Annotated in this window: 21 protein-coding genes and 2 pseudogenes; 10 read left to right on the top strand and 13 right to left on the bottom strand. The window is 66.2% G+C overall.

What is annotated here, in order from left to right:
* Positions 1 to 71: 71 nt before the first annotated feature.
* The 5 genes and pseudogenes from HNP02_RS39630 to dnaA all read right to left on the bottom strand — a co-directional run bounded on the left by HNP02_RS39630 (position 72) and on the right by dnaA (position 5,953).
* Positions 72 to 641 carry a DUF721 family protein gene (locus tag HNP02_RS39630; RefSeq protein ID WP_184446141.1) on the bottom strand — a complete coding sequence of 190 codons (570 nt, stop codon included), beginning with the start codon at positions 639 to 641 and terminating at the stop codon, positions 72 to 74.
* The gene (gene recF / locus HNP02_RS39635) at positions 638 to 1,798 is read right to left on the bottom strand and encodes a DNA replication/repair protein RecF (protein ID WP_184446142.1); all 1,161 of its coding nucleotides are present in this window, start codon (positions 1,796 to 1,798) and stop codon (positions 638 to 640) included. The genes HNP02_RS39630 and recF overlap by 4 nt, the downstream gene beginning before the upstream one ends.
* Before the next feature lie 37 nt (positions 1,799 to 1,835).
* Positions 1,836 to 2,735 (bottom strand): annotated as a pseudogene (gene gnd, locus HNP02_RS39640) (phosphogluconate dehydrogenase (NAD(+)-dependent, decarboxylating)); the annotation flags it as partial.
* A 22-nt stretch (positions 2,736 to 2,757) separates the two neighbouring features.
* Positions 2,758 to 3,957 carry a DNA polymerase III subunit beta gene (gene dnaN / locus HNP02_RS39645; protein WP_184446144.1) on the bottom strand — a complete coding sequence of 400 codons (1,200 nt, stop codon included), beginning with the start codon at positions 3,955 to 3,957 and terminating at the stop codon, positions 2,758 to 2,760.
* Between the two features lie 517 nt (positions 3,958 to 4,474).
* Entirely contained in the window at positions 4,475 to 5,953 is a 1,479-nt protein-coding gene (gene dnaA, locus HNP02_RS39650; RefSeq protein ID WP_184446145.1) for a chromosomal replication initiator protein DnaA, read from the bottom strand.
* 567 nt (positions 5,954 to 6,520) lie between these two features.
* Between dnaA and rpmH the strand changes: the two genes are divergently transcribed.
* The 9 genes from rpmH to HNP02_RS39695 all read left to right on the top strand — a co-directional run bounded on the left by rpmH (position 6,521) and on the right by HNP02_RS39695 (position 12,917).
* A complete protein-coding gene (gene rpmH, locus HNP02_RS39655; protein ID WP_068001749.1) occupies positions 6,521 to 6,664 on the top strand; it encodes a 50S ribosomal protein L34 in 144 nt (47 codons plus the stop codon).
* A 21-nt stretch (positions 6,665 to 6,685) separates the two neighbouring features.
* Entirely contained in the window at positions 6,686 to 7,054 is a 369-nt protein-coding gene (rnpA, locus tag HNP02_RS39660; RefSeq protein ID WP_184446146.1) for a ribonuclease P protein component, read from the top strand.
* Positions 7,054 to 7,383: a membrane protein insertion efficiency factor YidD gene (gene yidD / locus HNP02_RS39665; protein ID WP_184446147.1), complete on the top strand. Its 330-nt coding sequence runs from the start codon at positions 7,054 to 7,056 to the stop codon at positions 7,381 to 7,383. The genes rnpA and yidD overlap by 1 nt, the downstream gene beginning before the upstream one ends.
* Positions 7,384 to 7,432: 49 nt before the next feature.
* Positions 7,433 to 8,503, top strand: coding sequence for a membrane protein insertase YidC (gene yidC, locus HNP02_RS39670; RefSeq protein WP_184446209.1), 1,071 nt, complete (start codon positions 7,433 to 7,435; stop codon positions 8,501 to 8,503).
* A gap of 60 nt (positions 8,504 to 8,563) precedes the next feature.
* The gene (locus HNP02_RS39675) at positions 8,564 to 9,088 is read left to right on the top strand and encodes a R3H domain-containing nucleic acid-binding protein (RefSeq protein WP_184446148.1); all 525 of its coding nucleotides are present in this window, start codon (positions 8,564 to 8,566) and stop codon (positions 9,086 to 9,088) included.
* A gap of 57 nt (positions 9,089 to 9,145) precedes the next feature.
* The gene (gene rsmG / locus HNP02_RS39680; RefSeq protein WP_184446149.1) at positions 9,146 to 9,847 is read left to right on the top strand and encodes a 16S rRNA (guanine(527)-N(7))-methyltransferase RsmG; all 702 of its coding nucleotides are present in this window, start codon (positions 9,146 to 9,148) and stop codon (positions 9,845 to 9,847) included.
* Entirely contained in the window at positions 9,844 to 10,830 is a 987-nt protein-coding gene (locus HNP02_RS39685; protein ID WP_221318548.1) for a ParA family protein, read from the top strand. The genes rsmG and HNP02_RS39685 overlap by 4 nt, the downstream gene beginning before the upstream one ends.
* A gap of 77 nt (positions 10,831 to 10,907) precedes the next feature.
* Positions 10,908 to 11,906 (top strand): ParB/RepB/Spo0J family partition protein, encoded by a 999-nt coding sequence (locus tag HNP02_RS39690; protein ID WP_184446150.1) that lies wholly within the window; start codon positions 10,908 to 10,910, stop codon positions 11,904 to 11,906.
* Between the two features lie 282 nt (positions 11,907 to 12,188).
* A complete protein-coding gene (locus tag HNP02_RS39695; RefSeq protein WP_184446151.1) occupies positions 12,189 to 12,917 on the top strand; it encodes an acetyltransferase in 729 nt (242 codons plus the stop codon).
* Between the two features lie 11 nt (positions 12,918 to 12,928).
* On the opposite strand, the pseudogene HNP02_RS43445 reads toward HNP02_RS39695, so the two are convergent.
* The 7 genes and pseudogenes from HNP02_RS43445 to HNP02_RS39735 form a co-directional block, all read right to left on the bottom strand.
* Positions 12,929 to 14,062 (bottom strand): annotated as a pseudogene (locus tag HNP02_RS43445) (amidohydrolase family protein).
* Positions 14,063 to 14,160: 98 nt separating this feature from the next.
* A complete protein-coding gene (locus tag HNP02_RS39710) occupies positions 14,161 to 15,357 on the bottom strand; it encodes an N-acetylmuramoyl-L-alanine amidase (protein ID WP_184446154.1) in 1,197 nt (398 codons plus the stop codon).
* Positions 15,358 to 15,499: 142 nt separating this feature from the next.
* Positions 15,500 to 15,832, bottom strand: coding sequence for a thioredoxin (trxA, locus tag HNP02_RS39715; protein ID WP_184446155.1), 333 nt, complete (start codon positions 15,830 to 15,832; stop codon positions 15,500 to 15,502).
* Between the two features lie 47 nt (positions 15,833 to 15,879).
* Entirely contained in the window at positions 15,880 to 16,815 is a 936-nt protein-coding gene (gene trxB, locus HNP02_RS39720; protein WP_184446156.1) for a thioredoxin-disulfide reductase, read from the bottom strand.
* Positions 16,816 to 16,908: 93 nt separating this feature from the next.
* Positions 16,909 to 17,664 (bottom strand): hypothetical protein, encoded by a 756-nt coding sequence (locus tag HNP02_RS39725; protein ID WP_184446157.1) that lies wholly within the window; start codon positions 17,662 to 17,664, stop codon positions 16,909 to 16,911.
* Positions 17,665 to 18,049: 385 nt separating this feature from the next.
* On the bottom strand, positions 18,050 to 18,652 hold the full coding sequence (gene sigM, locus HNP02_RS39730) for an RNA polymerase sigma factor SigM (protein ID WP_184446158.1): 603 nt from the start codon (positions 18,650 to 18,652) through the stop codon (positions 18,050 to 18,052).
* Positions 18,653 to 18,739: 87 nt separating this feature from the next.
* Positions 18,740 to 19,393 carry a TIGR03086 family metal-binding protein gene (locus HNP02_RS39735; protein WP_184446213.1) on the bottom strand — a complete coding sequence of 218 codons (654 nt, stop codon included), beginning with the start codon at positions 19,391 to 19,393 and terminating at the stop codon, positions 18,740 to 18,742.
* Between the two features lie 57 nt (positions 19,394 to 19,450).
* On the opposite strand from HNP02_RS39735, the gene HNP02_RS39740 reads away from it, so the two are divergent.
* Complete coding sequence (locus HNP02_RS39740) at positions 19,451 to 19,882, top strand: MarR family winged helix-turn-helix transcriptional regulator (protein ID WP_184446159.1); 432 nt, start codon at positions 19,451 to 19,453, stop codon at positions 19,880 to 19,882.
* A 22-nt stretch (positions 19,883 to 19,904) separates the two neighbouring features.
* Here the strand turns inward: HNP02_RS39740 and murJ are convergent, their stop codons facing one another.
* Positions 19,905 to 23,519 (bottom strand): murein biosynthesis integral membrane protein MurJ, encoded by a 3,615-nt coding sequence (gene murJ / locus HNP02_RS39745; RefSeq protein ID WP_184446214.1) that lies wholly within the window; start codon positions 23,517 to 23,519, stop codon positions 19,905 to 19,907.
* Positions 23,520 to 23,527: the final 8 nt, after the last annotated feature.

A 23,527-nucleotide genomic window follows, 5' to 3' on the forward strand; every position in this document is an offset into this window, starting at 1 on the left:
CCTCGCGTCCGGCCGCCCGAGAGAAGCAGTCAGCGGACTGACGCGCCTCTCAGCCGCCGCTCAGTCCGCGGTCACCCATACGTGTCGCGGGGGCCGCGTCCTGCGATGTGATATCTGCCCTTTCGCCACGTCGGAGCGGTCGGACCCACGATCCGCAGCGACGTCACGACACCGTCCCCGACGGCGACCGCGATCTTGGCAAGGATCTGCGCCTGGACCATCCGCAACTGGGTGGCCCACGCCGTTGATTCGGCCTCGACGGTGAGGACTCCCTCGCGCAGCGACGATGGATTCGCGTGCTCGGCGATCTGGTCGCCGACCACCGTCGACCACTGCCCGAAGATGGAGCCTTCGGCGACGCGGGGGGTCCAACCGCGGCTGCGCGCCGTGTCCATGGTCGCCGCTCCGAACGTCTGAGGGTCCCGCGAGTCCGGCCCAGGGCCCGACCAGCTGCGTCGGCGCCCGCTACGTCCGGCCACCCGCTTGGTAGGAGACGTGCGGCCACGGCCGACGTCCTTACCCTGACTGCGCGCGGCGCCGCGGGCCTCCTCCAACGTACGGCGGACCAGATCCATCCCTCGAAGGTTCGCCAAGTGGTCGGGCGGCCTTGCCGCGTCCGCGGTCTCCTCGGATTCCGTCATCCGATCACCTCCGATACTCGACCCGTGTCGTCGTCACGCATGCCGATCTCGATTCTCTGGGCATCCCAGTCCGTTGGAACGTCATCGTGCACCGCAGCGGTGACAAGAACCTGTTCTGCCGATGCGGCAACGCTGACCAGTGCACGCCTGCGTGCGGTGTCGAGTTCGGCGAACACGTCGTCGAGGAGCAGCACCGGATCGCTGCCCTCCGACCGCAACAGCTCATATGCCGCCAGTCGAAGGGCCAGCGCCATGGACCACGATTCACCGTGGCTGGCAAAGCCTTTCGTGAGTTGATCGCCGAGCCGCAGCTCCAAGTCGTCTCGATGCGGACCGACAAGACACACTCCACGCTCGAGCTCGGCGGACCTCTTTCGTGCCAGTTCGGTCAACAGCGCAGCCTCGAATACCTCCGTGCTGACCGTCCCTGCCGCTGCTTCGGCCTCGACGGTCTCGACCGAACTGCGATATCGCACCGCAGCTGCGCGCGATGACGGCGCCAGGAGTTGGTAGGCCTTCTCTACTTCTGGGGCAACCTGGTTGACCAGATCGACCCGGGCTGCGATGAGTTGCGCGCCATAGGTCGCGAGGTGACCGTCCCACACGTCCAGCGTTTCCAGGGCGCTCGAGTCGCCGCGAAATCTATTGCCGGCCGCGGTCTTCAGAAGTGCGGTGCGTTGACGGACCACTTTGTCGTAGTCCGCGCGGGTGCCCGCCACCGTGGGCCGCCGCGTGGTGGCCAACTCGTCGAGATAGCGCCGACGTTCGCTCGGGTCGCCGCGGACCAGGGCAAGGTCCTCCGGCGCGAACAACACCGCCCGTAGTACGCCGAGAATCTCGCGGGCGGTACGAACGGGGGAGCGGTTCAACCGCGCCTTGTTGGCCCGGCCCGCGGTGATCTCGAGGTCGACCGCGAGCTCACGTCCCTCGTTGACGACGATCGTGGAGACCACCGCCCGGTCCGCCCCCGAGCGGATCAACGGGGCGTCCGTCCCCACCCGATGGGAGCCAAGCGTAGACGAATACCACAGTGCCTCAATGATATTCGTCTTACCGAAGCCGTTGGGACCAACGAACACGGTGCGGCCAGGCGCCAGGTCGATCTCGGCCCGCGGCCACGACCGAAAGTCGGTCAATCCCACACGTCGGACGTACAAATCCCAACCCCGAGTCGCTTCTGGTCCAGCCTCCGGATCATCCGGACTTACTTATCCTTTGGACGGCATGCCCGCCGAACTGGTTCCGCAGCGCGGCGACGGCCTTCATCGTCGGCGAGTCGTCCTGCCTGGACAGGAACCGCGCGAACAACGATGCCGCGATTCCTGGCACCGGTACCCGCAGCCGAATCGCTTCCTCGACGGTCCAGCGGCCTTCACCGGAATCCTCGGTGTAGCCGGTGATGTCGTCCAGTCCCGGGTCTTCCTTGAGCGCCTTCGCCAGCAACTGCTGTAGCCACGACCGCACCACGGTGCCGTTGGTCCAGGCTTGGTAAACCGCCTGCGGGTCTTTGACCAGTTCCTCGGCCGCGAGGATTTCGTAACCCTCGGCGTAGGCCGTCATCAGCGCGTATTCGATGCCGTTGTGCACCATCTTGACGAAGTGACCCGCACCGACCGGTCCGGAGTGCACGAATCCGTCGGCCACGTCGCCCGGCGGGCGAAGAGTATCGAAGATCGGCATGGCCCGCGCGATGTCGGCATCGCTGCCGCCGACCATCAAGCCGTAGCCCTCCGTCAGACCCCAAATACCGCCGGAAACACCTGCATCGATGAACCCGATTCCCTTGTCCGCCAACAGCTTTGCGTGCGGTCCATCCTCGGTGTAGCGGGAGTTGCCACCGTCGATGACCAGGTCACCCTCACTGAGTTCCTCCGCAAGCGCGACGATCGTGTCGTGTGTGACCGGGCCGGACGGCACCATCACCCACACCACGCGCGGCGCGGTGAGCGCCTCCGCCAGGGCGCCCAACGTCGGCACGTCGGTCACCTCTGGCCGCGGGTCGAAGCCGATCACTTCGTGTCCGCCTTCGCGCAGACGCTCGCGCATGTTGAAACCCATTTTGCCGAGACCGACCAACCCGAGTTGCATGTGCGCCTCTTTCGTGGCGTAGGGCCGGTCAGCCCGGGAGCCGCACCGGCATCAATAGATAGACGTAATCGGTTTGGGCCGCCGGGAACGGCCCGGACGAACCCCCGGATCCTTCATCATCGCCTGCCGGACGCAATACCGCGGGACGGCTAGGTGTCGTGAAACCGAACGTCACCTTCTCGGAATGCAACGAACCCAGTCCATCCGTCAAGTAGGTCGGGTTGAACGCAATGGTGAGCGGTTCACCCGAGAAGTCGACAGCAAGATCCTCCTCGGCGCGACCCACGTCATCGGCGCCCGCCGACAAATGCACGACGTCCTCGGAGAACTCCAGCCGAACCTGCGCACCGCGGTCGGCCACGAGCGCAACGCGCTTGATGGCCTCCGTTAGTTCGGCCACGCCGACCGTGGCCACCGCGGTGTGCTCGGACGGCAGCAACTGACGAAACTTCGGGAACTCCGCATCGAGGAGCCGACTGGTGGTGCGTTTGCCGTTGCTGCGGATTCCGAGCAGCCCTTCCTTGCCGACCGCGCTGCCTGCCCCGAGTGACAAGTGCACCTCGGCACCGTCGGTACCCGCCTTGGCGGCTTCGGCCAACGTCTTGGCCGGCACCAGCACCGCGGCTTCGAGATCCGCCACGTCGGTCGACCAGGTCAGCTCGCGGACGGCCAGGCGGAACCGATCGGTGGCAGCCAAAACCACCTTTTCGCCGGAGATTTCGACGCGGATGCCGGTGAGCATGGGCAGCGTGTCATCGCGGCCTGCGGCAACGGCCACCTGGCCGATGGCTTCGCTGAACAAATCCGACGCAACCACGCCCGTCTCCTCGGGCAACCCGGGCAGCGTCGGATAGTCCTCGACGGCCATGGTTGGCAGCGAGAAACGTGCGCTACCGCAGGTCAGCAATACCCGAGTGCCCTCGACGCTGACGTCGACCGGCTTGGCCGGCAACGAGCGGGTGATATCCGACAACAGCCGGCCCGACACCAAAACGCTTCCGGGAGAAGCGATTTCAGCGGAAACCCGAACCTCCGCCGAAACCTCGTAGTCGTATCCGGAGATCACCAGGCCGTCATCGGTACCGGTGAGAAGCACACCGGACAGGACGGGCACGGTGGGCCGGCTCGGCAGGATTCGCGCGACCCACGCCACCGCGTCGGCGAAGTCCTCGCGGACCAGCCGGAACTTCAAGTCGGTGAGACCAACCGTCGTCGTCACCACGTCCATAGCGTCCCTTCGATGCAACCAACCAACAAGCTCTAAGCAGCGGATATGCGCCCGTCTTGCGACGAGTCAGACCACTGCGGTTCAACGACCGTACCGGCTCAGAAGAACAACCGTAGAGCGTTCCGTCCCAAGTTGAAAGCTAATCGATGTCACCGACGAATGCCTCGCCGGACCGCCCGATGGGGGTAGGGAGGAGCTTTCCCCAGGGCCCTTCTTCTAGAAGTAATTCTTAGTAGGTACAGAAGTATTAGTAATAGGGGCTGTGCGGACTGTGGATGAACCCGTTGGTGCGCTGGTGGGGCGTACCCGGCGCTCGTGTACGGGATGTGGATGAGTCGCCAGTGGATTTGCGGCTCCTGTGTATGACGGGCGGTATGTGAACGGAGTCGCCTCGTGGCCGAAGGTTGTCGAAGAGTTGTCCACAGCGGCATCCACGAGCATTTCGTGTGACGTGTGGTGCAGGCGCGACCAAAGTTTTTCGACGATTTCGGCGCGAGACGCCCGAAATAGGGAGGGGTCAGCGCTTGGAGCGCTGACGAATCCGCGTCGTGAGTTCTGTGACGTGGTCGAAGATCTCGCGCCGCTCGGCCATCTCGCCGCGAATCTTCTTCTCCGCGTACATGACGGTGGTGTGATCGCGGCCGAATGCCTGGCCGATCCGTGGCAAGGAGAGATCGGTGAGTTCACGACACAGGTACATGGCGATCTGACGGGACTGCGCAAGGGCCCTGGTCTTGCCCGGCCCGCGGAGCTCCTCGACGGTGATCTGGAAGTACTCGGCGGTCACGGCCATGATCGTCGCGGCGCTGATCTGCATCGTGCTGGAATCCGAGATGAGGTCACGCAGGACGATCTCGGCCAGGGACTTGTCGATGGTCGTCTTGTTCAGCGACGCGAATGCCGTGACGCGGATCAGCGCACCCTCGAGCTCGCGGATGTTGCGTTCGATGCTGCTGGCTATGAGCTCGAGAACGTCACCAGGGACGTCCAGCCGATCCATCTGCGCCTTCTTGCGAAGGATGGCGATGCGGGTCTCGAGCTCGGGAGGTTGAACATCGGTGATCAGACCCCACTCGAACCGCGTCCGGAGCCGGTCCTCCAACGTCGCCAGCTGCTTGGGCGGCCGGTCGGAGGAGATGACGATCTGCTTGTTCGCGTTGTGCAGCGTATTGAAGGTGTGGAAGAACTCTTCCTGGATGCCTTCCTTGCCTTCGATGAACTGGATGTCGTCGACCAACAGCACGTCGATGTCGCGATAGCTGCGCTTGAACGATGCCTTGCGGTCGTCGCGCAGCGAGTTGATGAAGTCGTTGGTGAACTCTTCGGTGGACACGTACTTCACCCGCATGCCGGGGAAGAGGCGCTGGGCGTAGTTCCCTGCCGCGTGGAGAAGATGCGTCTTGCCCAGCCCCGACTCGCCCCAGATGAACAGCGGGTTGTAGGCGCGCGCCGGCGCTTCGGCGATGGCGAGACTGGCGGCGTGGGCGAACCGGTTGGAGGCGCCGATGACGAAAGTGTCGAAGGTGTACCTGCGGTTGAGGCTTACATCGTTCTTCGATGAGGAGTTCGGCTGCTCCCTGGTGAAGTACGACGGCCAGCTTTCCTCCGCGCTGGCGAGGGCTTCTTCGTCCTCGTCGACTTCGTCAGGGTCCGGGAGGATGTCCTCGGCATGCTGAGAGTCGGGGGACTCGGGGGTCGCGATACGCACGCCGAGTTCGACCCGCTGTCCGAGCCGCCTGCTGAGGCTGGTGATGATCGGCTCGCGGAGGTGGCGTTCGATCTCGTTTTGGACGAATGACGTCGGAACGGACAGCAGAGCAAAGCCCTCGGCGATGACCAAGGGCTGGACCATCTTGAGCCAGGCTCTTTGCTGGGGGGTGAGAGACGGTGCCGGGGAACCGCCGTTGACCGAATCCCCGGAGATCGAGTCCCCGTTGAGCTCGGCGACGACGTCATTCCAGATCGCGACGAACGGTGGATCAGGGTCGGTTGTCAAAAGAAGACGTACCCCCTCGAGGCCGCGCTGAAGACGGCTGAATAGACGAAGCCGAAACTGTCCACATACTTATCCACAGCCTGTGGACAGCGGACACCGGGTCGTCATGTCGTTGTCTACGTGTCGGATGGCCGCGCCCCCGGGGCTCGTCACAGTGCTTTCAAACCCTGTGGGCTCGCGGGGTGGGTGGTCGTCCTCAGTTGGTGGTCAACGCCGCTTCACGCCGAAACGGCACTGCCAGAAGTTAACAGTTTTCGCCGCGAGTGCCAACCGTTCTGCAACATTGATCGGCGTTGCGCGACACCCGGCTGCAGGCTGGTGAAGAATGTGACGTGTGTGACGTATTCCGTGGTCGGCGTGAGTGGTTTGACCTAGGGAAATCTCGTCAGTACCCTCGAACAGTCGCCCGAATGTGACGACACGGCTGCGACCCGGAAGTTCGGGGTACCGCGCCGGGCCTAGCAAGCGATACAGACGTTCGAACGAACTGCGCCTGTGTCCCAACCGGCATGACTACGTCGTGTCGGTGAAGGACGCCGACGCGACAGTAACCGAGGAGTGACAGCCGTGGCCAAGGGCAAGCGGACCTTTCAGCCGAACAACCGACGTCGTGCACGTGTGCACGGCTTCCGGCTGCGCATGCGTACCCGTGCTGGGCGCGCCATCGTTTCCGGTCGGCGCAGCAAGGGCCGTCGCTCGCTCACTGCGTGATCCGACGCAGGATTTAGCGCGGTGCTTCCGGCTCGGTACCGGATGACGCGGTCCACGGATTTCGGGCTGACGGTCAAAAGGGGAGTGCGGGCCGTCCAGCCCGACCTCGTCGTGCACGCGGCTTGGTCCGTCGACGACGAGTCACCCAAGATCGGTCTGGTCGTGGCGAAGTCCGTTGGCAATGCGGTCCAGCGTCACCGGGTGGCACGCCGGCTTCGGCACGTCGCCCACGCCGTCGTCGACGAGCTGAGCCCAGGCGATCGGTTGGTCATCCGCGCTCTGCCCGGTAGCCGCGACGCCATCTCGGCCAGACTTGATCAGGAACTGCGGACCGCGCTGCGGCGCGCCCGGTCGGGATCGCGCGGGACCCGGGAAGGTGCGAGGCCGTGATGAGTGATCCGGAGGGCACGAGCGCAGCGAGCCGGGGAATGCCCAGCAGCAGCACCAGGACTGCACGCGGTGTCATCTACGCGATCGAGCTGTACCGAAACATGATCTCGCCACTGCGCCCCCCGTCGTGCCGATTCACGCCGACGTGTAGTCAGTACGCGGTGGAAGCCTTGCGGCATCACGGTCTGGTCCGTGGTGGCTGGTTCGCGGTGGTGCGGCTGTTGAAGTGCGGGCCGTGGCATCCAGGAGGATGGGATCCGATACCGGACCCGCGACACGAGCACGACCACGACGGAACCGCCACGCTGAGGAGCGACTCGCTTGTTTAACTTCGACTGGTTCAGCCTCGACTACATCTATTACCCGGTCTCGGCGATCATGTGGGTTTGGTACAAGGCGTTCTCGTTCGTGCTTGGGCCGTCGAACTTCTTCGCCTGGGGACTGTCGGTGATGTTCCTGGTGTTCACACTGCGCGCCATCCTGTACCGGCCGTTCGTCCGTCAGATCGAGACCACGCGCCAGATGCAGGAACTGCAGCCACAGATCAAGGCCCTACAGAAGAAGTACGGCAAGGACCGCCAGCGGATGGCGCTGGAGATGCAGAAGCTGCAGAAGGATCACGGCTTCAATCCGATCCTGGGCTGCCTGCCGATGCTCGCGCAGATCCCCGTCTTCCTCGGGCTGTACCACGTCTTGCGCTCGTTCAACCGGACCCAGGGTGGCTTCGGTCAGCCGCAGTTGTCACCCGAGTTGAATCGGTCGCTGGGCAACTACTTCTTCAGCGCCACCGACGTCGGGCACTTCTTGGACGCCCACCTGTTCGGCGCCCCGCTGGGTGCCAACATGATCCAGAACGCAGGCCTCGGCGCGTTCAAGGAATTCGATCGACTCTCGGTGATCTTGGTGGGCTTGCCGCTGATGATCCTGGCCGGTGTCGCCACCCACTTCAACAGCCGCGCCTCCGTTGCCCGCCAGAGCCCCGAGGCGTCGGCGAACCCGCAGACCGCGATGATGAACAAGTTGGCGCTGTACGTCTTCCCCCTGGGCGTGGTCGTCGGCGGACCGTTCCTGCCATTGGCGATCATCCTCTACTGGGTCGCCAACAACATCTGGACCTACGGCCAGCAGCACTACGTGTTCGGCAAGATCGAGCAGCGCGAAGAGGCGAAGAAGGTCGAGGAGATCGAGCGCCGCGCATCGAACGCGCCCGCTCCCGGTGTGAAGCCGAAACGCAACAAGGCTGCGGCAGCGCCCAAGCCTGCCGTGCAGGACGCCACGGATGCCGTAGAGCAGACCGAATCGGCGGCGGTTGACGAGACCGCCAAGGGCTCGGAGATCGTCGATGACGCGCCGACGACCAACGGCACCAACAACGGAAGCCCGCGCAGCGGGACCCCCAGTCGCGCACCGCGCCGGACCAACAACCGGCCGAAGAAGCGAAGGCCCTGACCGGACCCGAGTGCGGATCACGACCGCAACCCGACCGGTGGACGAGGAAGAAGGACGGACATGACAGAAGCCGATACGACGGAACGCAGCGAGACGACGGACGAGCCGAAAGCCGAGCCGCTCGAAGACAGGTTGGTCGCCGAGGGCGAGATCGCCGGCGACTACCTGGAGGAGCTGCTCGACCTGCTGGACTTCGACGGCGACATCGACCTCGACGTCGAAGGGGACCGCGCGATCGTCAGCATCGACGGCGGCGACGATCTGAACAAGTTGGTGGGGCGCAAGGGCGAGGTGCTCGACGCGCTCCAGGAATTGACCCGGCTCGCGGTGCACCAGAAGACCGGTGAGCGGAGCAGGCTGATGCTCGACATTGCCAAGTGGCGCCGCCGTCGCCGGGACGAGTTGGCCGCATTGGGTGACCGCGTGGCACACCGGGTGCTGGAGAGCGGGGAGCGTGAACAGCTCGACCCGATGACTCCGTTCGAGCGCAAGATCGTGCACGACGCCGTGTCCGCCGTCGACGGCGTGCACAGCGAGAGCGAGGGCGCCGAGCCGTCTCGCCGGGTCGTCGTTCTTCTTGACTGATCGGCCAGAGTTACATCCATGTAGTTCCCAGCAGCGGCCCGGTGGCGGGCCCGGAGGATGTTTCACGTGAAACATGGCGAGGTTCCGGAGACGCCATCCGTGGCCGCTGCTGTCTTTGGCGAGAGGCTGGAACTGGCCGAGCGCTACGCGGGGATCCTCGCGGGCGCCGGCATCGAGCGGGGCATTCTCGGGCCGGGTGAGGTACCCCGGCTGTGGGATCGCCATGTCCTCAACAGTGCGGCAGTGGCCGAGCTAGTGGAGGACGATGAAACGGTGGCGGACGTCGGGAGCGGGGCTGGACTGCCCGGCATCCCGCTCGCGCTGGCCCGTCCTTCCGCCCGCGTCTTTCTGGTCGAGCCGCTCCTTCGCCGAGCTGAGTTCCTCAAGGAGGTCGTCGACGACATGGGTCTCGACGTCGTCGTGGTGCGTGGTCGAGCGGAGGACGGCGACGTCCGCCGGGAGCTGGGGGAGATGGACGCGGTCACGTCGCGAGCGGTCGCCTCGTTGGACAAGTTGGCAAGGTGGTCCTTGCCGCTGTTGCGCGAGGGCGGACGGATGCTCGCTATGAAGGGCGATCGAGCCGAGGATGAAGTCGTCGAGCATCGGCGGGTGTTGAGCTCGTTGGGTGCTGTGGACATAGGGGTGGTGAAATGTGGCGTGGACTATTTGACTCCACCCGCCACCGTCGTCGTGGCGCGACGCGGGAAGCGGATCTCACGAGCGACCCCCAAGGGGCCGTCGGGCAGGAGCAGAGGATGACACCCCCACAGGGCGGAGACGCGGCGCCCGGCGCTCCGCCGCCGCCCGATGTTTCACGTGAAACATGGACGCCCGATCCGGGGCCACCATGGAAGGACGTGGGTGGAGACACCCCGATCGGCGCCGAAGCGGAGCGCGCCGTCAGCCTCCTACACGCCGCCAAGGCCAAGCAGCTTCCGCGGCCGGGACGGCAACGCGTCTTCACGATCGCGAATCAGAAGGGCGGAGTTGGCAAGACCACGACGGCGGTGAACATCGCCGCGGCGCTCGCCCTCCAAGGACTCAACACGCTCGTGATCGATCTCGATCCGCAGGGCAACGCCAGCACCGCGCTCGGGATCGAGCACCGCGAAGGCACGCCGTCGTCCTACGAAGTACTGATCGGCGAGATCTCGCTGGGGGAGGCGCTACAACGCAGTCCGCACAACGAGCGCCTCTACTGTGTGCCGGCGACCATCGACCTGGCCGGCGCCGAAATCGAATTGGTCAGCATGGTTGCCCGCGAGGGTCGATTGCGCAACGCGCTCGCCGGACTCCAGGAACACAACTTCGACTACGTCTTCATCGACTGCCCACCGTCGCTCGGTCTCCTCACCATCAACGCACTCGTGGCGGCTCCCGAGGTGCTGATCCCGATCCAGTGCGAGTACTACGCCCTCGAGGGGGTGGGCCAACTCCTACGCAACATCGAGATGGTGAAGGCTCATCTCAACCCGCACCTGGAGGTCACCACGGTGATCCTCACGATGTACGACGGCCGCACCAAGCTGGCGGATCAAGTGGCCGCGGACGTGCGGACGCACTTCGGGGACAAGGTGTTGCGCACCGTCATTCCGCGCAGCGTCAAGGTGTCCGAGGCGCCCGGGTACGGCATGACGATCCTGGACTACGACCCGGGTTCGCGTGGCGCGATGAGCTACCTCGACGCGAGCCGGGAGCTTGCGGAGCGGGCGGATACGGCGCCCCCCGGGAGCCGGCGATGAGCGCTTGCGCGAAGAGAAGACAGTGCCGATGAGCGCTTGCGCGAAGAGAAGACAGTACCGATGAGGGGACAGGGCCGATGACGCAGCCGGCACGCAAGAAGAGCGGCCTGGGCCGCGGGCTCGCATCGCTGATTCCCACCGGGCCCCCCGAACCCACCGGATCGGTCGACCACGAGCCCGGAAAGATGGGCCCGCAAATGGGTAGCGCGGCGGCCGACGTGCTGCTGGGCGGACCCCCGACGCCCGTCGTCTCCGAGGCCGGCGCGGTGTACCGGGAGCTCGATCCGGCATCCATCGACCCGAACCCAAAGCAGCCCCGCCAGGTGTTCGACGGTGACGCACTGGCAGAACTCGTGCACTCGATTCGCGAGTTCGGTCTGATGCAGCCGATCGTGGTTCGCGCGATCGCTTCGGACGGCGCGACACCGCGGTATCAACTCGTCATGGGGGAGCGGCGCTGGCGGGCTGCCCAGGAAGCCGGGCTCGCCACCATTCCATCGATCGTCCGCGAGACGGCCGACGAAAGCATGCTGCGCGACGCCCTTCTGGAGAACATCCACCGCGCACAGCTGAACCCCTTGGAAGAGGCGGCGGCCTACCAGCAGCTGCTCGACGAGTTCAACGTGACGCACGACGAGCTCGCCGCTCGCATCGGACGATCGCGACCGGTGATCAGCAACATGATCCGGTTGTTGCGGCTGCCCATCGCGGTGCAGCGGCGGGTCGCAGCGGGAGTGCTGTCCGCCGGGCACGCGCGTGCGCTGCTGGCCCTCGAGGGAGGGTCCGAGAAGCAGGAGGAGTTGGCTGCGCGGATCGTCGCGGAGGGGCTGTCCGTCCGCGCGACGGAGGAGGCGGTGACGCTCGCCAATCGGGAGGAAGCGATCGCACCGTCGGCACCGCGTCGCAAACCGATTCAGATGCCAGGGCTCCAAGACGTTGCTGAGAACCTGTCGACAGCCTTCGACACCCGAGTCACGGTGAGCCTCGGCAAACGGAAGGGCAAGATCGTGGTGGAGTTCGGATCGATCGACGACTTGCAGCGAATAGTGGACTTGATGAACGCGACCAAGCCGTGACCAACCACACGGCGTAATTACGTCACTGTGACACAACGGCCATTTTGAGCGCTTGCTGAGGCCGCTCGGAGGAGGAAACACGTTGCGCACCAACGCGATTCGGCATACGGCCTGGGGCGAGCGAAGCGACGGGATGAAAAGACTCGGGCGAGCGAAGCGACGGGACGAAGGACGGGGGCCTGGGACCGTCGGTGGGCTGAAAGTGAACCCGCTCCGGCGGGCTTCACTATTCTGGAGGGGCAACCGATGATTTTCTGGACCATCTGAGAACCGGGGACCCTAGTGTCGGCTCGAATCATGCCGCTGCGACTCGAAGCGTTCGAGCAGCTGCCCAAGCACGCGCGCCGCTGCGTGTTCTGGGAAGTCGATCCGTCGACCTTGCCGGGTGAAGACCACCTCGCAGACCCGGAGTTCGAGAAGGAAGCCTGGCTCTCGATGGTGATGCTCGAGTGGGGCTCGTGCGGTCAGCTCGCGGTGCGGTGCGATGCCGACGGGTTCTCAGCGGAGGATGCCCCGTGCCTGGGCTACGCGTTCTACGCACCGCCGCGCGCGGTGCCGAGGGCCCGGCTCTTCCCCAGCGGTCCGGTGAGTGCAGATGCCGTTCTGCTCACCTCCATTGGCATCGAAGCGACCGACGATCCCGACGGATTGCCGCGTGGGCTGATCGCGGCGGTGGTGGGCGATCTCGTCCGCCGCGGCGTCAAGGCGTTGGAGGCGTTCGGACGGACGGCCGAAGCCGCCGAACTCGGTAACTCCCTGGCGGTGCCGCCCGAACTGCGTCCCGTGGTCGAAGTGCTCGGCGACTGCTCGGTCGACCAGTGCATCGTCGACGCGGACTTCCTCGGCGACGTCGGGTTCGAGGTCGTCGCACCGCATCCCTACTTCCCCCGGATGCGTCTCGAACTGGAGGAAGGGCTGGGCTGGAAGGCCGATGTGGAGGCGGCGTTGGAGCGCCTGCTCGAGAGTGCGCAGCTGCGTCCGGTCGGCGCCGGCGCTGCACCTTGCGTGTAATCCCGGTCAACTCACAGAGATCCAGCGACCACACGTGCTTCGAAGATCACGGCGTCGAACTTGATCTCGCCGATCGTATCGGGTTCCACTTCGAAGAGGTCTGCGCTCAGAACGCACAGATCCGCGACCTCCAGTGACCCGATCTTGTCGGCCAGACGCAGTTGCTGGGCGCCATTGATCGTGTATCCGGCCAACAGCAATTCACGGGAAAGCCGGGCGTCCGGCTCCGGCCGAGCGATACCCGGATACACGCTGGGGGAGAGCGGGTACTCCGGGTCGATCCGAGTCGCCGCCACCTGCATGCCAAACAACGGATTGCTCCGGTGCAACTCGTAGCTGGTGACCACGTCGCTGGAAAACGTAAGCAAGGCACCGCTTTCCGCGATCTCGTTGAAGCGGTACATGCGATCCCAGCGCTCGTCGCCGAGGTGTTTCTTGGCTGCCTCACCGAAGTACGCCCCGGACCAGTGCGTGGTTCAGTTGACGATGATGCCGAACTCAGCGGGACGATGCATGTCGGCGGCGCCGACGAGTTCGCAGTGCGCCAACGTGACCTGAATTCTCCACACGTCGCCCGTGGCCGCGATCTCGGTGCGCGCGGCTTCTACGGCATCGCAGGCCGTACGGAATGAGCGATCGCCCACGACATGGATGTGCACGTCGGCGCCTTCGGTGTTGAATAGCAGGAAGCACCGGGTGAGTTCAGCGGTCTCCATCCCGATGTCGCCGCGGTAGTCTGCCGACGCGTGGTTGCACATGGGCGCCAGAACGGCGCTGTTGCCGGTTTCGTTCGTGCCGTCGAGGAATAGCTTCAGCGTGTTCACGTTGACGTGCTTGCTCGCGTACTCCGCGCGATGGCTCTTGAGCAGCGCGATGACTCCGGGAAGGTCGTCGGAGTTCAGAAAACGCAGCGCCCCTTCGCAATACATGTTGAGTTCGCCACGCCGGTCGAGTTCTGCGATGGCTTGCAGGACTTCGTCATCCTCGACGAGCGCCTCGAATAGGGCCGTCACACCACGCTCGGTCATGAAGCGGAAGAATCTTCCGACACGTTCGGGGGTGAGCTCCTGCGGCGGAGTCCATCCGATGTTCTCGTAGAGCGCATCGATGAAGTGTGTGGCTTGTCTACAGCGGGTCACATGCACGCTCGGCCGTCGACCAGATCATCGACGTTGCCCACGACGAACATGGGCTGACGGTGCAAGCCATCTTGATGCCGTGATCGGGCTACGGAAACGGACCGTCAGGCCTGCGCGGCGCGGCCGGCTTGTTCCACCGACATCTCGTGGGCCAGCAGTTCGGCGAATGTGAACGTGCCGGTGGGCCGATCGTTCTTGCCGAGTAGGTAGAGCCGCTTCACTGCGGCCAGGATGCCCTCGGCGATCGAGTCACGGGTCTGCGGCAACACCAGCAGATCGCGGTCGTGCGGATTGGTGAGGTAGCCGATGTCGACTTGAACCGACGGCATCCGGGTCAACCGGAGCAGGTCCCAGGTCCGGCCGTGGGTGCGGCAGTCTCGTAATCCGGTGCGCGCCGCGACTTCTCGCTGAATGAAGTCGGAGAGATTGCGGCCGATGGTCGACACCGAACCGTGCGAGTTACCGAAGTGGAACGACGCCAAGCCGTTGGCGGCCGACCCTGGAAGGGCAGCACACCGCAGGCTGATCATGAGGTCGGCGCCGACGGTGTTGGCCGTGGTGGCCCGTTCGGCATCGGAGGGGCTGCGACCGACCGGCCTGGAAAGGAAGGTCTCCATGCCGATCGCGGTCATCCGGCCCTCGAGACGACTTGCCAAGTCCCACAGGATGTCTGCTTCGCTGATGGGCCCCGACGGACCTTGCATGATCGGACCGTGGTCGTCGCCGCCGCGACCTGGATCGACGATCACCCGCTTGCCAGACAGGCGTGGACCCGAGCGTCGGACCAGCTCTTCCTCGCGGATGGCGTGCAGCGAGCCGCCGGTGACCCTGGAACCCAGAAAGTACAACGAGCGCAAAGTCTCTGGGCCGCAGATACCGTCGGGGTAGAGGCCGTATTCACGTTGGTAGGACATCAGCCCGTTGTGCGTCTGCAGGCCGAAGTGTCCGTCGACGAGGCCGGTGTAGAAACCGAGGTCTTGCAGACGGGCCTGCAAGGTGGCGACGTCGTCGCCGTACATCGGCGCCCCGAACTGGTGAGCCAGGGTGCGGGCTCCGAGTCGGTAGGACGCCTCCTTGAGCGCGCGGTAGGTGGCCTCACCGACGATGCCGTCGACGAGCAGTCCGCGATGCTGCTGGAACGCTCGGACCGCCTGGTCCAGGTCGACGTCGAACACGTCGAGCGCCACGTGCCTGCCGGTGGTCAGATCCGAGTCGGGGCTATCGATGAGCCCCAGGGCCGCCAGAGCCGCCCGAATCTCGGTCACGGGGCCGCCCCGGTCACCGCGACGCAGACTCGACATACCTGGCCTTTCGGGTCACGGATGGCAGCGAATCAACGCTGTCGACTGCACTGTGTGGCGCATCAGCCTGGCAACATTGTCGCAGACGTCCCCGGAGATCCGGAAACCTACAGGCCAGGCGTCAACCCGGCGACCCGCATCGTTAGACGACGTCGGCGAGCTCGCGCAGCAGCGCAGCCTTGCCCTTTGCTCCGACGATCCGCTTTACCGGGGCACCGTCCTTGAACAGGATCAACGTCGGGATGGACACCACCTGGAAGTCCCGCGCGGTGGCTGGGTTCGCGTCCACGTCGATCTTCGCAACGGTCAGCTGACCGGCCTTCTCGGTGGCGATCTCCTCGAGGACGGGAGCGACCATCTTGCACGGACCGCACCAGGTCGCCCAGAAGTCCACCAGTACGGGGGTGCTGCTGGACAGCACGTCAGCGGAGAACGAGTCGTCGGTGACGGCGACCGTCGCCTTGGTGTCACTCATGGGGTTGCTCCTTCGTTGGAAATCGTGGACGGTTCAACGCGTTTCATTCAGTCGGCGTCGCTGAGCCAGCGCTCGCTGTCGATGGCGGCCGAACACCCCATGCCGGCAGCAGTGACGGCCTGGCGGTAGGTGTGGTCGACGAGGTCGCCAGCGGCGAACACACCCTCGACCGAGGTGTAGGTGGTGCGTCCCACCACCTTCACGTAACCCTCGTCGTCGAGCTCGACCTGACCACGGACCAGCGCCGACCGCGGGTCGTGGCCGATGGCGACGAACACGCCGGTGACGGCGAGCTTGGACTCCTCGCCGGTCACGGTGTCGCGCAGCCGCAAACCGGTGACCTTGGGCTCGCCCTCGACCTCGGTGACCGCGGTGTTGGTGAGAATGGTGATCTTCGGGTTGGCCTTGGCGCGCTCGAGCATGATCTTCGACGCGCGGAACTCCTCGCGGCGGTGGACCATCGTGACCGTGCGGGCGAACTTGGTGAGGAAGATGGCCTCCTCCATCGCCGAGTCGCCGCCGCCGATCACCGCGATGTCCTCGTCGCGGAAGAAGAAGCCGTCGCAGGTGGCGCAGGTGCTCACTCCGGTGCCGATGCGTTCCTGTTCGCCGGGAGCACCGAGGTAGCGTGCGGCCGCGCCCATCGCGAGGATCACGGTGCGGGCCTGGAACGTCTCGTCGCCGACGGTGACCGTCTTGACGGGGCCGGCGAGCGAAACCTCGTCGACGTCCTCCATGCGCAGGTCAGCGCCGAAGCGGATTGCCTGCTCGCGCATCTCCTCCATGAGCTCCGGGCCGGTGATGCCCTCTCGGAAGCCGGGGTAGTTCTCCACCTCGGTGGTGGTCATCAGTGCGCCGCCGAACTGGACGCCTTCGAACACCAGCGGCTTGAGCTGAGCTCGAGCGGCGTAGATTGCCGCCGTGTATCCGGCAGGTCCGGAGCCGATGATGATCACGTCATGCAGCGTGGGAGTCGGGGTCATGTCCGCCTTTCTGCCCCTGCGTAGCCATTTGCTTTTGGCACGCATATAACACCAGCCTAGGCCCGGCTGTTCCCCACGGTCGGCCGGGACGCGTCATGGCCGGATCACCACCCGCTCGGCGAGCAGGCCCGTGTCGACCGAACTGCAGTTGAGCCCGACCACTACGGCGTTCACCGCCCGTGGCGCCTCGCCGGGCAACAGCACCAGCACGCCTGACCTGGCGCCAACGGCGAGCGGGCGCGCGCCGAGGACCGACGCCGACGTCGGATAACCGAGACCGCTGAGACACGACGCCCGGCGCTGCGGATCGGCCAACGGTCCGAGGTCGGCTGGCTTGCCCAGTAGGTCGAGCACTTCGGGGTCGGTCATGGGTAGCCCCAACGGTTTTGACACGGTGATGCGCTCGGCGGTCGGGTCCGCGGCATGCGTGCGAACGGGGGCATCCAGAAGCGTGACGGTGCCGACGCCTGCCGCGGCCAGCGCCGCGCCAACGCCGATGACGGCCGCGCCGGCCCGGAACCGGATGCCTGATCCGCGGGCGGCATGGGCCGCGGTGGCGGGGGAGGATCCGACGACGTGGTTCGTCGGAGGCGGCTCGGCCCGTAGGGCGGCGGCGATGCGTGCGGTGACGTCGGCCGGCGCGTCGGGCGCGGAGGTCGAATCGGTGCCGAGGTCGGCGACATCGCGCCGGACCCGGTCCAGCCCGTCCATCCGGCGGGCCGATTCGGGATCGTCGCGGACGCGGCGGCGGATGACGGCGGCGGTGTCGTCGTCGAGCAGTCCGGCCTGAAGATTGGCGAGCCACGGCACCGGAATCGGGGCCGGCGGCCCGTTCGTGTCGTCGTTCACCGTCGCTCCCGTGCTCGGCGTGCCCCCGGCTGGCAGTGTAGGGAATTGCCTTCGCGGCCACCCGGTTGACACAGAGGTGCATGCTGGAAGAGGCCTGCTCTTTCGGCCAGCGAAGGGATCATCATGGTTGGGCTCCGTCACACGCTCCTCGTGATCGGATCGGCCATGACGTTGGGTGCTGGAGCACTTGCGATCGCAACGGGGGCTGGTTCTGCCTCCGCCGCACCCTGCGTCCAGCAAATCCAGCCTTTGAACCCGTACCTGCAGACGTGCGGCATCCCCAATCAGCCGGTCACCGTGCCAGGCTCGTCGCCCGGTGCGGGTGCGATCATCGCCTGTCGCGGCGTTCCCGGTTGCCTGTCGCAGGTCGTCAACGGCCCCGGCATCATTCAGGTGCCGCAGCCGGACACCAGGGTTCGGCAGAGTCACTAACGACCGGCGCGAAGTAGTCGAGCGTCTCGGCCAGCTTGGCGCGCGCCCGTGAGCACCTGCTCTTGACCGTGCCCTCGGGGATGCCGAGAACCCGCGCGGTCTCGGCGATGGAGAAGCCCTGCATGTCCACCGCGACGACGGCGGCTCGCTGCTCGACCGGCAGGCGCATGAGTGCGCGCTCGACCACCAGCGCCGTGTCCACCCGCTGCGTCGGATCCCCGATGTGACAGGTGTCTTCCTCGAGCACGGTAGTGAGGTGAGACTTGTTGCGGCGCAGCCGATCCAGACAGGCGTTCACCACGATCCGGTACAGCCAACTGCTGACGGACGCGTCGTGGCGAAACCTCGGCGCGCTGCGGTGCGCCGAGAGCATGGCGTCCTGGAGGGCGTCGGCGGCGTCCTCGGGAGTGCGGCTGCTGATCCGGGCGAGCCGGTGCAGCTGCCGGTGGTGGCGATAGAACAGTTCCTCGAAGGCGTAGCGATCGCCTGCGACGTGCGCGACGAGCAGCTCGGCATCCGACCGTTCTTGGTCGGCAATTCCCCCGAAGTTGCCCACAGCCGAACCTTAATCAACCGGGGATGACCGGCTCGACACTTCTTTTGCCGGTGCGGCGACGCAGGGCCGTTGACCAGCGCAGACGCATCACCCCAGGCGTACACCGGCCTGGGGATGAGCGCCGGGAAGCGGCTTCTGGGCCCAGTCGGGGCCGCGGCCGAGGTGGCGCAGAATCCGGTCGAGATTGGTCCTGACCGGTGCGTCGACGGCGTGCGCGAAGGGCGCGTCGGGGGCCTCGCGGTCCTGGCCGTCTGGCACCAGGAGGGCCAGGGGCAACGCGGCGTCGACGACGTCGTCGGGAAGGACAAAGGGCACACCCAGTGATTCGGCGACGTCCCAGCCATGGACCACGTAGTCGATGAAGTGGAAGCCGATGGCCATGGCGCCGGGGAATACAGCCTTCGGCCCGAACTCGGGAAGCGCGAACGACGCCTCGAGCACCGCGTCGTCGACGAAGGCGGTCATGACGTCGCTCACCGCGTCGGCATACGTTCCGCCGGGGTCAGCGGTGATCGCGTCCACGACCGTGTCGGCACGCCACACGTCGGGCTGATCTCCGAATCCCCGTGCAGCGGCGGCGAATCCGCGATGCTGCACGGTCATGTGGGCAAGCAGGTCCCCTAGCCTCCAGCCGGCGCATGGGGTGGGTGCGTCGAGGTCGGTCGCTCGGACGGACTCGACGAGCGAGAGGGAATTCATCACGGCGACGCGATGTAAGGGGCGAAGGTCGGGCAAGTTCATAGGCATGTACATACCATATGCGTACGCCTACGATATCGCAACGCTTAAGATATCGCGATGCCACCGAAGCCCCGGCGGAACGACCTCGCGGCGATGTTGCATCCGTTGCTGAGAGACCTCGTGGCGGCCGAGCAACCGATCCTCGTCGCGCACGACGTCAGCATGTGGGGATACGTGGTGCTCAACGCACTGGACCAGTCGCCGGTGCGCACGCAGGCCGCTCTCGCCGACGCCATCGGCGCCGACAAGACACGGATCATCCCCACTCTCGACGAGCTGCAGCAGAAGGGCTACATCGAACGTCGTCCCGACCCCGACGACCGCAGGGTCCGCCTGCTCGAGATCACGGCGTCAGGGCGCGAAGTGAAGAACGCGGTGCAGGTCGATATCCAACTCGGTGAAGAACGGTGGCTCTCCGAGTTGACGGCTCATGAGCGAGACGTCTTCCTTCGGGCGCTCGAACGAATGAGACGACTAGGGCCCCAATGATGCGCAGACCCGGGTACAGGGCTTAGGAGCCCTTCTTGAGGGTGATGTCGGAGAGTGCCGACTCGCTCTTTCCGCCAACGGTGCCCAGCGTGGTGATCCACACCAGCAGGTTCGACGTGGGTGTCGGGTTGGCGATGGTGATGGTGTTGGAACCGGTCTTCATCGGCGTCGGCGGGGTGAGCTCGGTGGTGTCGTCCAGCGACGTCGGCGTCGGCGTCTGCGCCGACCGGAGCTGGATCGAGGTGCCCGTGCTGTTGAGGCTCAACGTCACCGTGGCCACCGCGGTGGGTTGCGGAAGCTGCAGGATCAACCCGACGCCGTTCTTGAAGTTCGGGAAGGGCACCGGGTCGCTGTAGGTGTCCGTGGTCCAGGCGGTGGCGGGGTTGCCGTCGATCGCCTGGCCGGCGTCGGCCGGGTTGTCGGCTTCGCCGCCCGGCGAAAACACCGTCGCCCGTACCGGTTTCACGATGCCAGCGTCGGCGGTGCTGGTGGCACTTGGTGAATTGCCAAGCCCAAGTGCGTCACCACCGAGCGGGCCGCCGACGTCGCCGAACATCCGGCTCAGCACGGTGCCGAGGACGACGAGCGCGATGACCAGGATCACCGCGCCGACGCTCATGCCGATCACCAGGCCCTTGCGCCGACGCGCCACGGCCTGCGGGTCGGGCTCTGCGCGGTACTGCTGTTGCGGCGCGGCCGGCTCGTCGACGGGGGCGATGATCTCCGTGCGATCGGCCACGGCGGTGGCCTGCTGAAGAAGGTTGAGCAGCGTCGGCGCAGAGCGAATGCCGCCGTTCTCCTGAACCGCGCGGATCGCTGCTGCCGAGATCTGGAATGGGATGTCACGGTCGACGGCACGCGGCTCGACGGGTTGTCCTGCGGCATCGAGCTCGGCGGCTTCCATGCCGCTTCGGACACCCGACTCCGGGAGCGGCCACCGGTCGACGAGGAGTGCGTAGAGGGCGGCACCGATGCCGCGGATGTCGTCCTCCGGCGTTGCGGTGGGCATCGTGGCGGGGAACGCGAGGGCGACGTCGCCGTCGATGCTGACCCGTACCCGGCCAGGATGGTCGATGGACAGTGCGACGCCCTCGCGGTGCGCGGCCTCGGCCGCAGCGGCCAGCGACTGGATGGCACGAGCCCCACCGATCGGCGACGGCGCGGTCTCTGCGACCTCGGCGAGCGATCCGCCGCGGATCCATTCCGATACCACGAGCCCGCCCGACCCGGTTTGGGCGACGTCGAGCACGCGCGCGATGCCCGGTGTCTCCAGGTGACTGAGCCGCATGGTCCTGGACAGGATCTCGGAGAGCTCCGCGTCGGGAAGGACGGCGTCCGGGTCGACGAAGGTCAGCGCGACCTGACGGTCGAGCGCGGTGTCCAGCGCGTGCCAGAACTGCAGGTGCGGCGGACCGCCATGGAACACGAGCAGCCGGTAACGGCCGCCTGCGATGGTGGCGCCGGGAATGAGGTGGACGTCGTCCTCGGCGGTGGCCGCCTCGATCGGCGGCTCGTTGGGCATGCCCCCGGACAGTGGTTCGCGTGTCGGGTCGCCGCCGTAGTCGGCGGGCGGGCGCCCGGAGGTGGGATAGGAGGCGTCGGGCGGAACGTCGGGCTGGAAGTCGTCGGCGGTCGGGCGCGGAATGCGGGTGGTCGCACCGGCGTCGCCGAGCGCGGAGCCGGCTGCGGAGTCGTCGGTCACCGCTGGTCCTTTCCGCTGCCTGACTCCGGCAACGCCTGCCGGAGGCTCCCCCCATGGCACCGCGGCACTTCGACGCGGAGGTGACGGAGGCGAATTCCTCTGATCAGAGTACGTGAGGGGGCCCATCGGACGTGGTCGGTCGGGCGGTACTGGCACTCGCGCGGCTACTGCCGCAGGTGGGCCTCCCCGGCCCAGCTTGCGCCGCACCGTGGCCAGCGCGGCGGCCGCCTCCGGCACCCGCGCTGCCAGCAAAACCCCAGCGATGATCGGCAGCATCAGAAGACCGAGCACCAGCAGGCGCAGCAGAGAACCTGCCCCGCCCCCGTGCACTGTCAGCGACTCCAGGCCAGCCAGCTTGTCCACGACGTGCCCGATCAGGCCGGCGAGCAAGGATGCCGCGACCGTGACCACGATCGTGCGGATCACCGCGAGATTCAGCAGTCGGCCGCCGTGCGGATTGAGGTTGGCCCGCAACAGGATGTAACCGAAGGTCGCTCCCGCGACGAAGCCGATGCCGTTGGCCAGCCCGAGGTATCCGGCGACGAGGTCACCGTCGTCCGTCAGGTACGGCGCCGCCACCGAGCCTGCGATCTTGACCACGGTGATCACGACGATCACGAGGATCGGCGTCCACGGCTGCTCTCGGGCGTAGAAGACCCGCAGGTGCAGTAGCACCAACGCGTAGGGGATCAGCGTGAACGCCGAAAGCGTGATGGCCATGCCCAGATAGCCGGCGTCCACGTCGCCGAAGTTCCCGTAGGCGAACAGTGCGCTACCGATCGCCGGGCCGCCGACGGTCATGAACGCGACGATGGGGATCAGCGTCACCATGGTCAGCCGGGTGGCCAGCCCCAGGTCGGCCAGCACCGCGGGGGTGTTGTTGGCGGCGGCATTGCGAGACAACCGCGGCATCACCACGGTCAGCACCGTCACGCCGATCATCCCGAACGGCAACATCAACACCAGCCAGGTGTAGTTGTAGATCGCCGGGCCCGAAGCCGCTGCGTTGCTGGCGATCCGGTTGCCGATGATCAACCCGACCTGGCTGATCAGCACGTAGAGAACCATGGCCCCCGCCATCGCACCGAACTTCTTCAGCCGGTCGTCGAGACCCCACAGGGGACGAAGGCTGATCCGCTCGCGGCGGATGGCGACCAACAGCACCGCGACCTGGGTGATGGTTCCCAGCGTCATCCCGCCGCCGAGCACCAGCAGCTTCGCGTCGCCCATCTGCACCGGGTCAACCGAAAGTTCGCCAGGGACAACGACGTACAGGCCCAGCGTGGCGATGGCGACGACGTTGTTGCAGACCGGTGCCCAAGCCGGCGGCCCGAACACGTTGCGGGTGTTGAGGATTGCCATGAATACCGACGACAGCCCGTAGAAGAGCACCTGGGGCAGCAGCAAGTAGGCGAAAGCGGTCGTCAGCGAGCGATTGACCTGTGAGTCGTTGCCGAGCATGAGCCGGACCAGAAGCGGTGCGGCCGTCACCGACAGCACGGTCGCGACCAGAAGCAACGTGGTGGCCAGCGTGACAAGGCGTCGAACGAAGGCGGTGCCGCCGTCGGCGTCGTCGCGCTCGGCACGGGCGAGCACCGGCACGAAGATGGCGGTGAAGGTGGCCTCCAGCACCAGCGCGGCGATCAGGTTGGGCAGCTGATAGGCCACCGAGAACGCACTGGCCAGCGCGGCACCGAGAATGGTCGCGATCAGCACGATGCGGATGAAGCCGGTGATCCGGCTCATCAGCGTGGCGAAGGCCATGCCCCACGAGCGCGACACCACCGCTGCATCGGAGAGTTCGACCTGGCCGGCGCGGCGGCGCGGCGCAGGGCCGCGAGGGATCCGCTGGTGCGGCGGCGGTGGCGCCGGTCGGCGCGGTGGAGGCGGCGGCTGCCAGTGGGGCGGTGCCGGTGGCGGTCGGCGCGGCGGCAGCGCAGGTG

This window comes from Mycobacterium sp. AZCC_0083, assembly GCF_014202335.1.
GTDB lineage: Bacteria > Actinomycetota > Actinomycetes > Mycobacteriales > Mycobacteriaceae > Mycobacterium.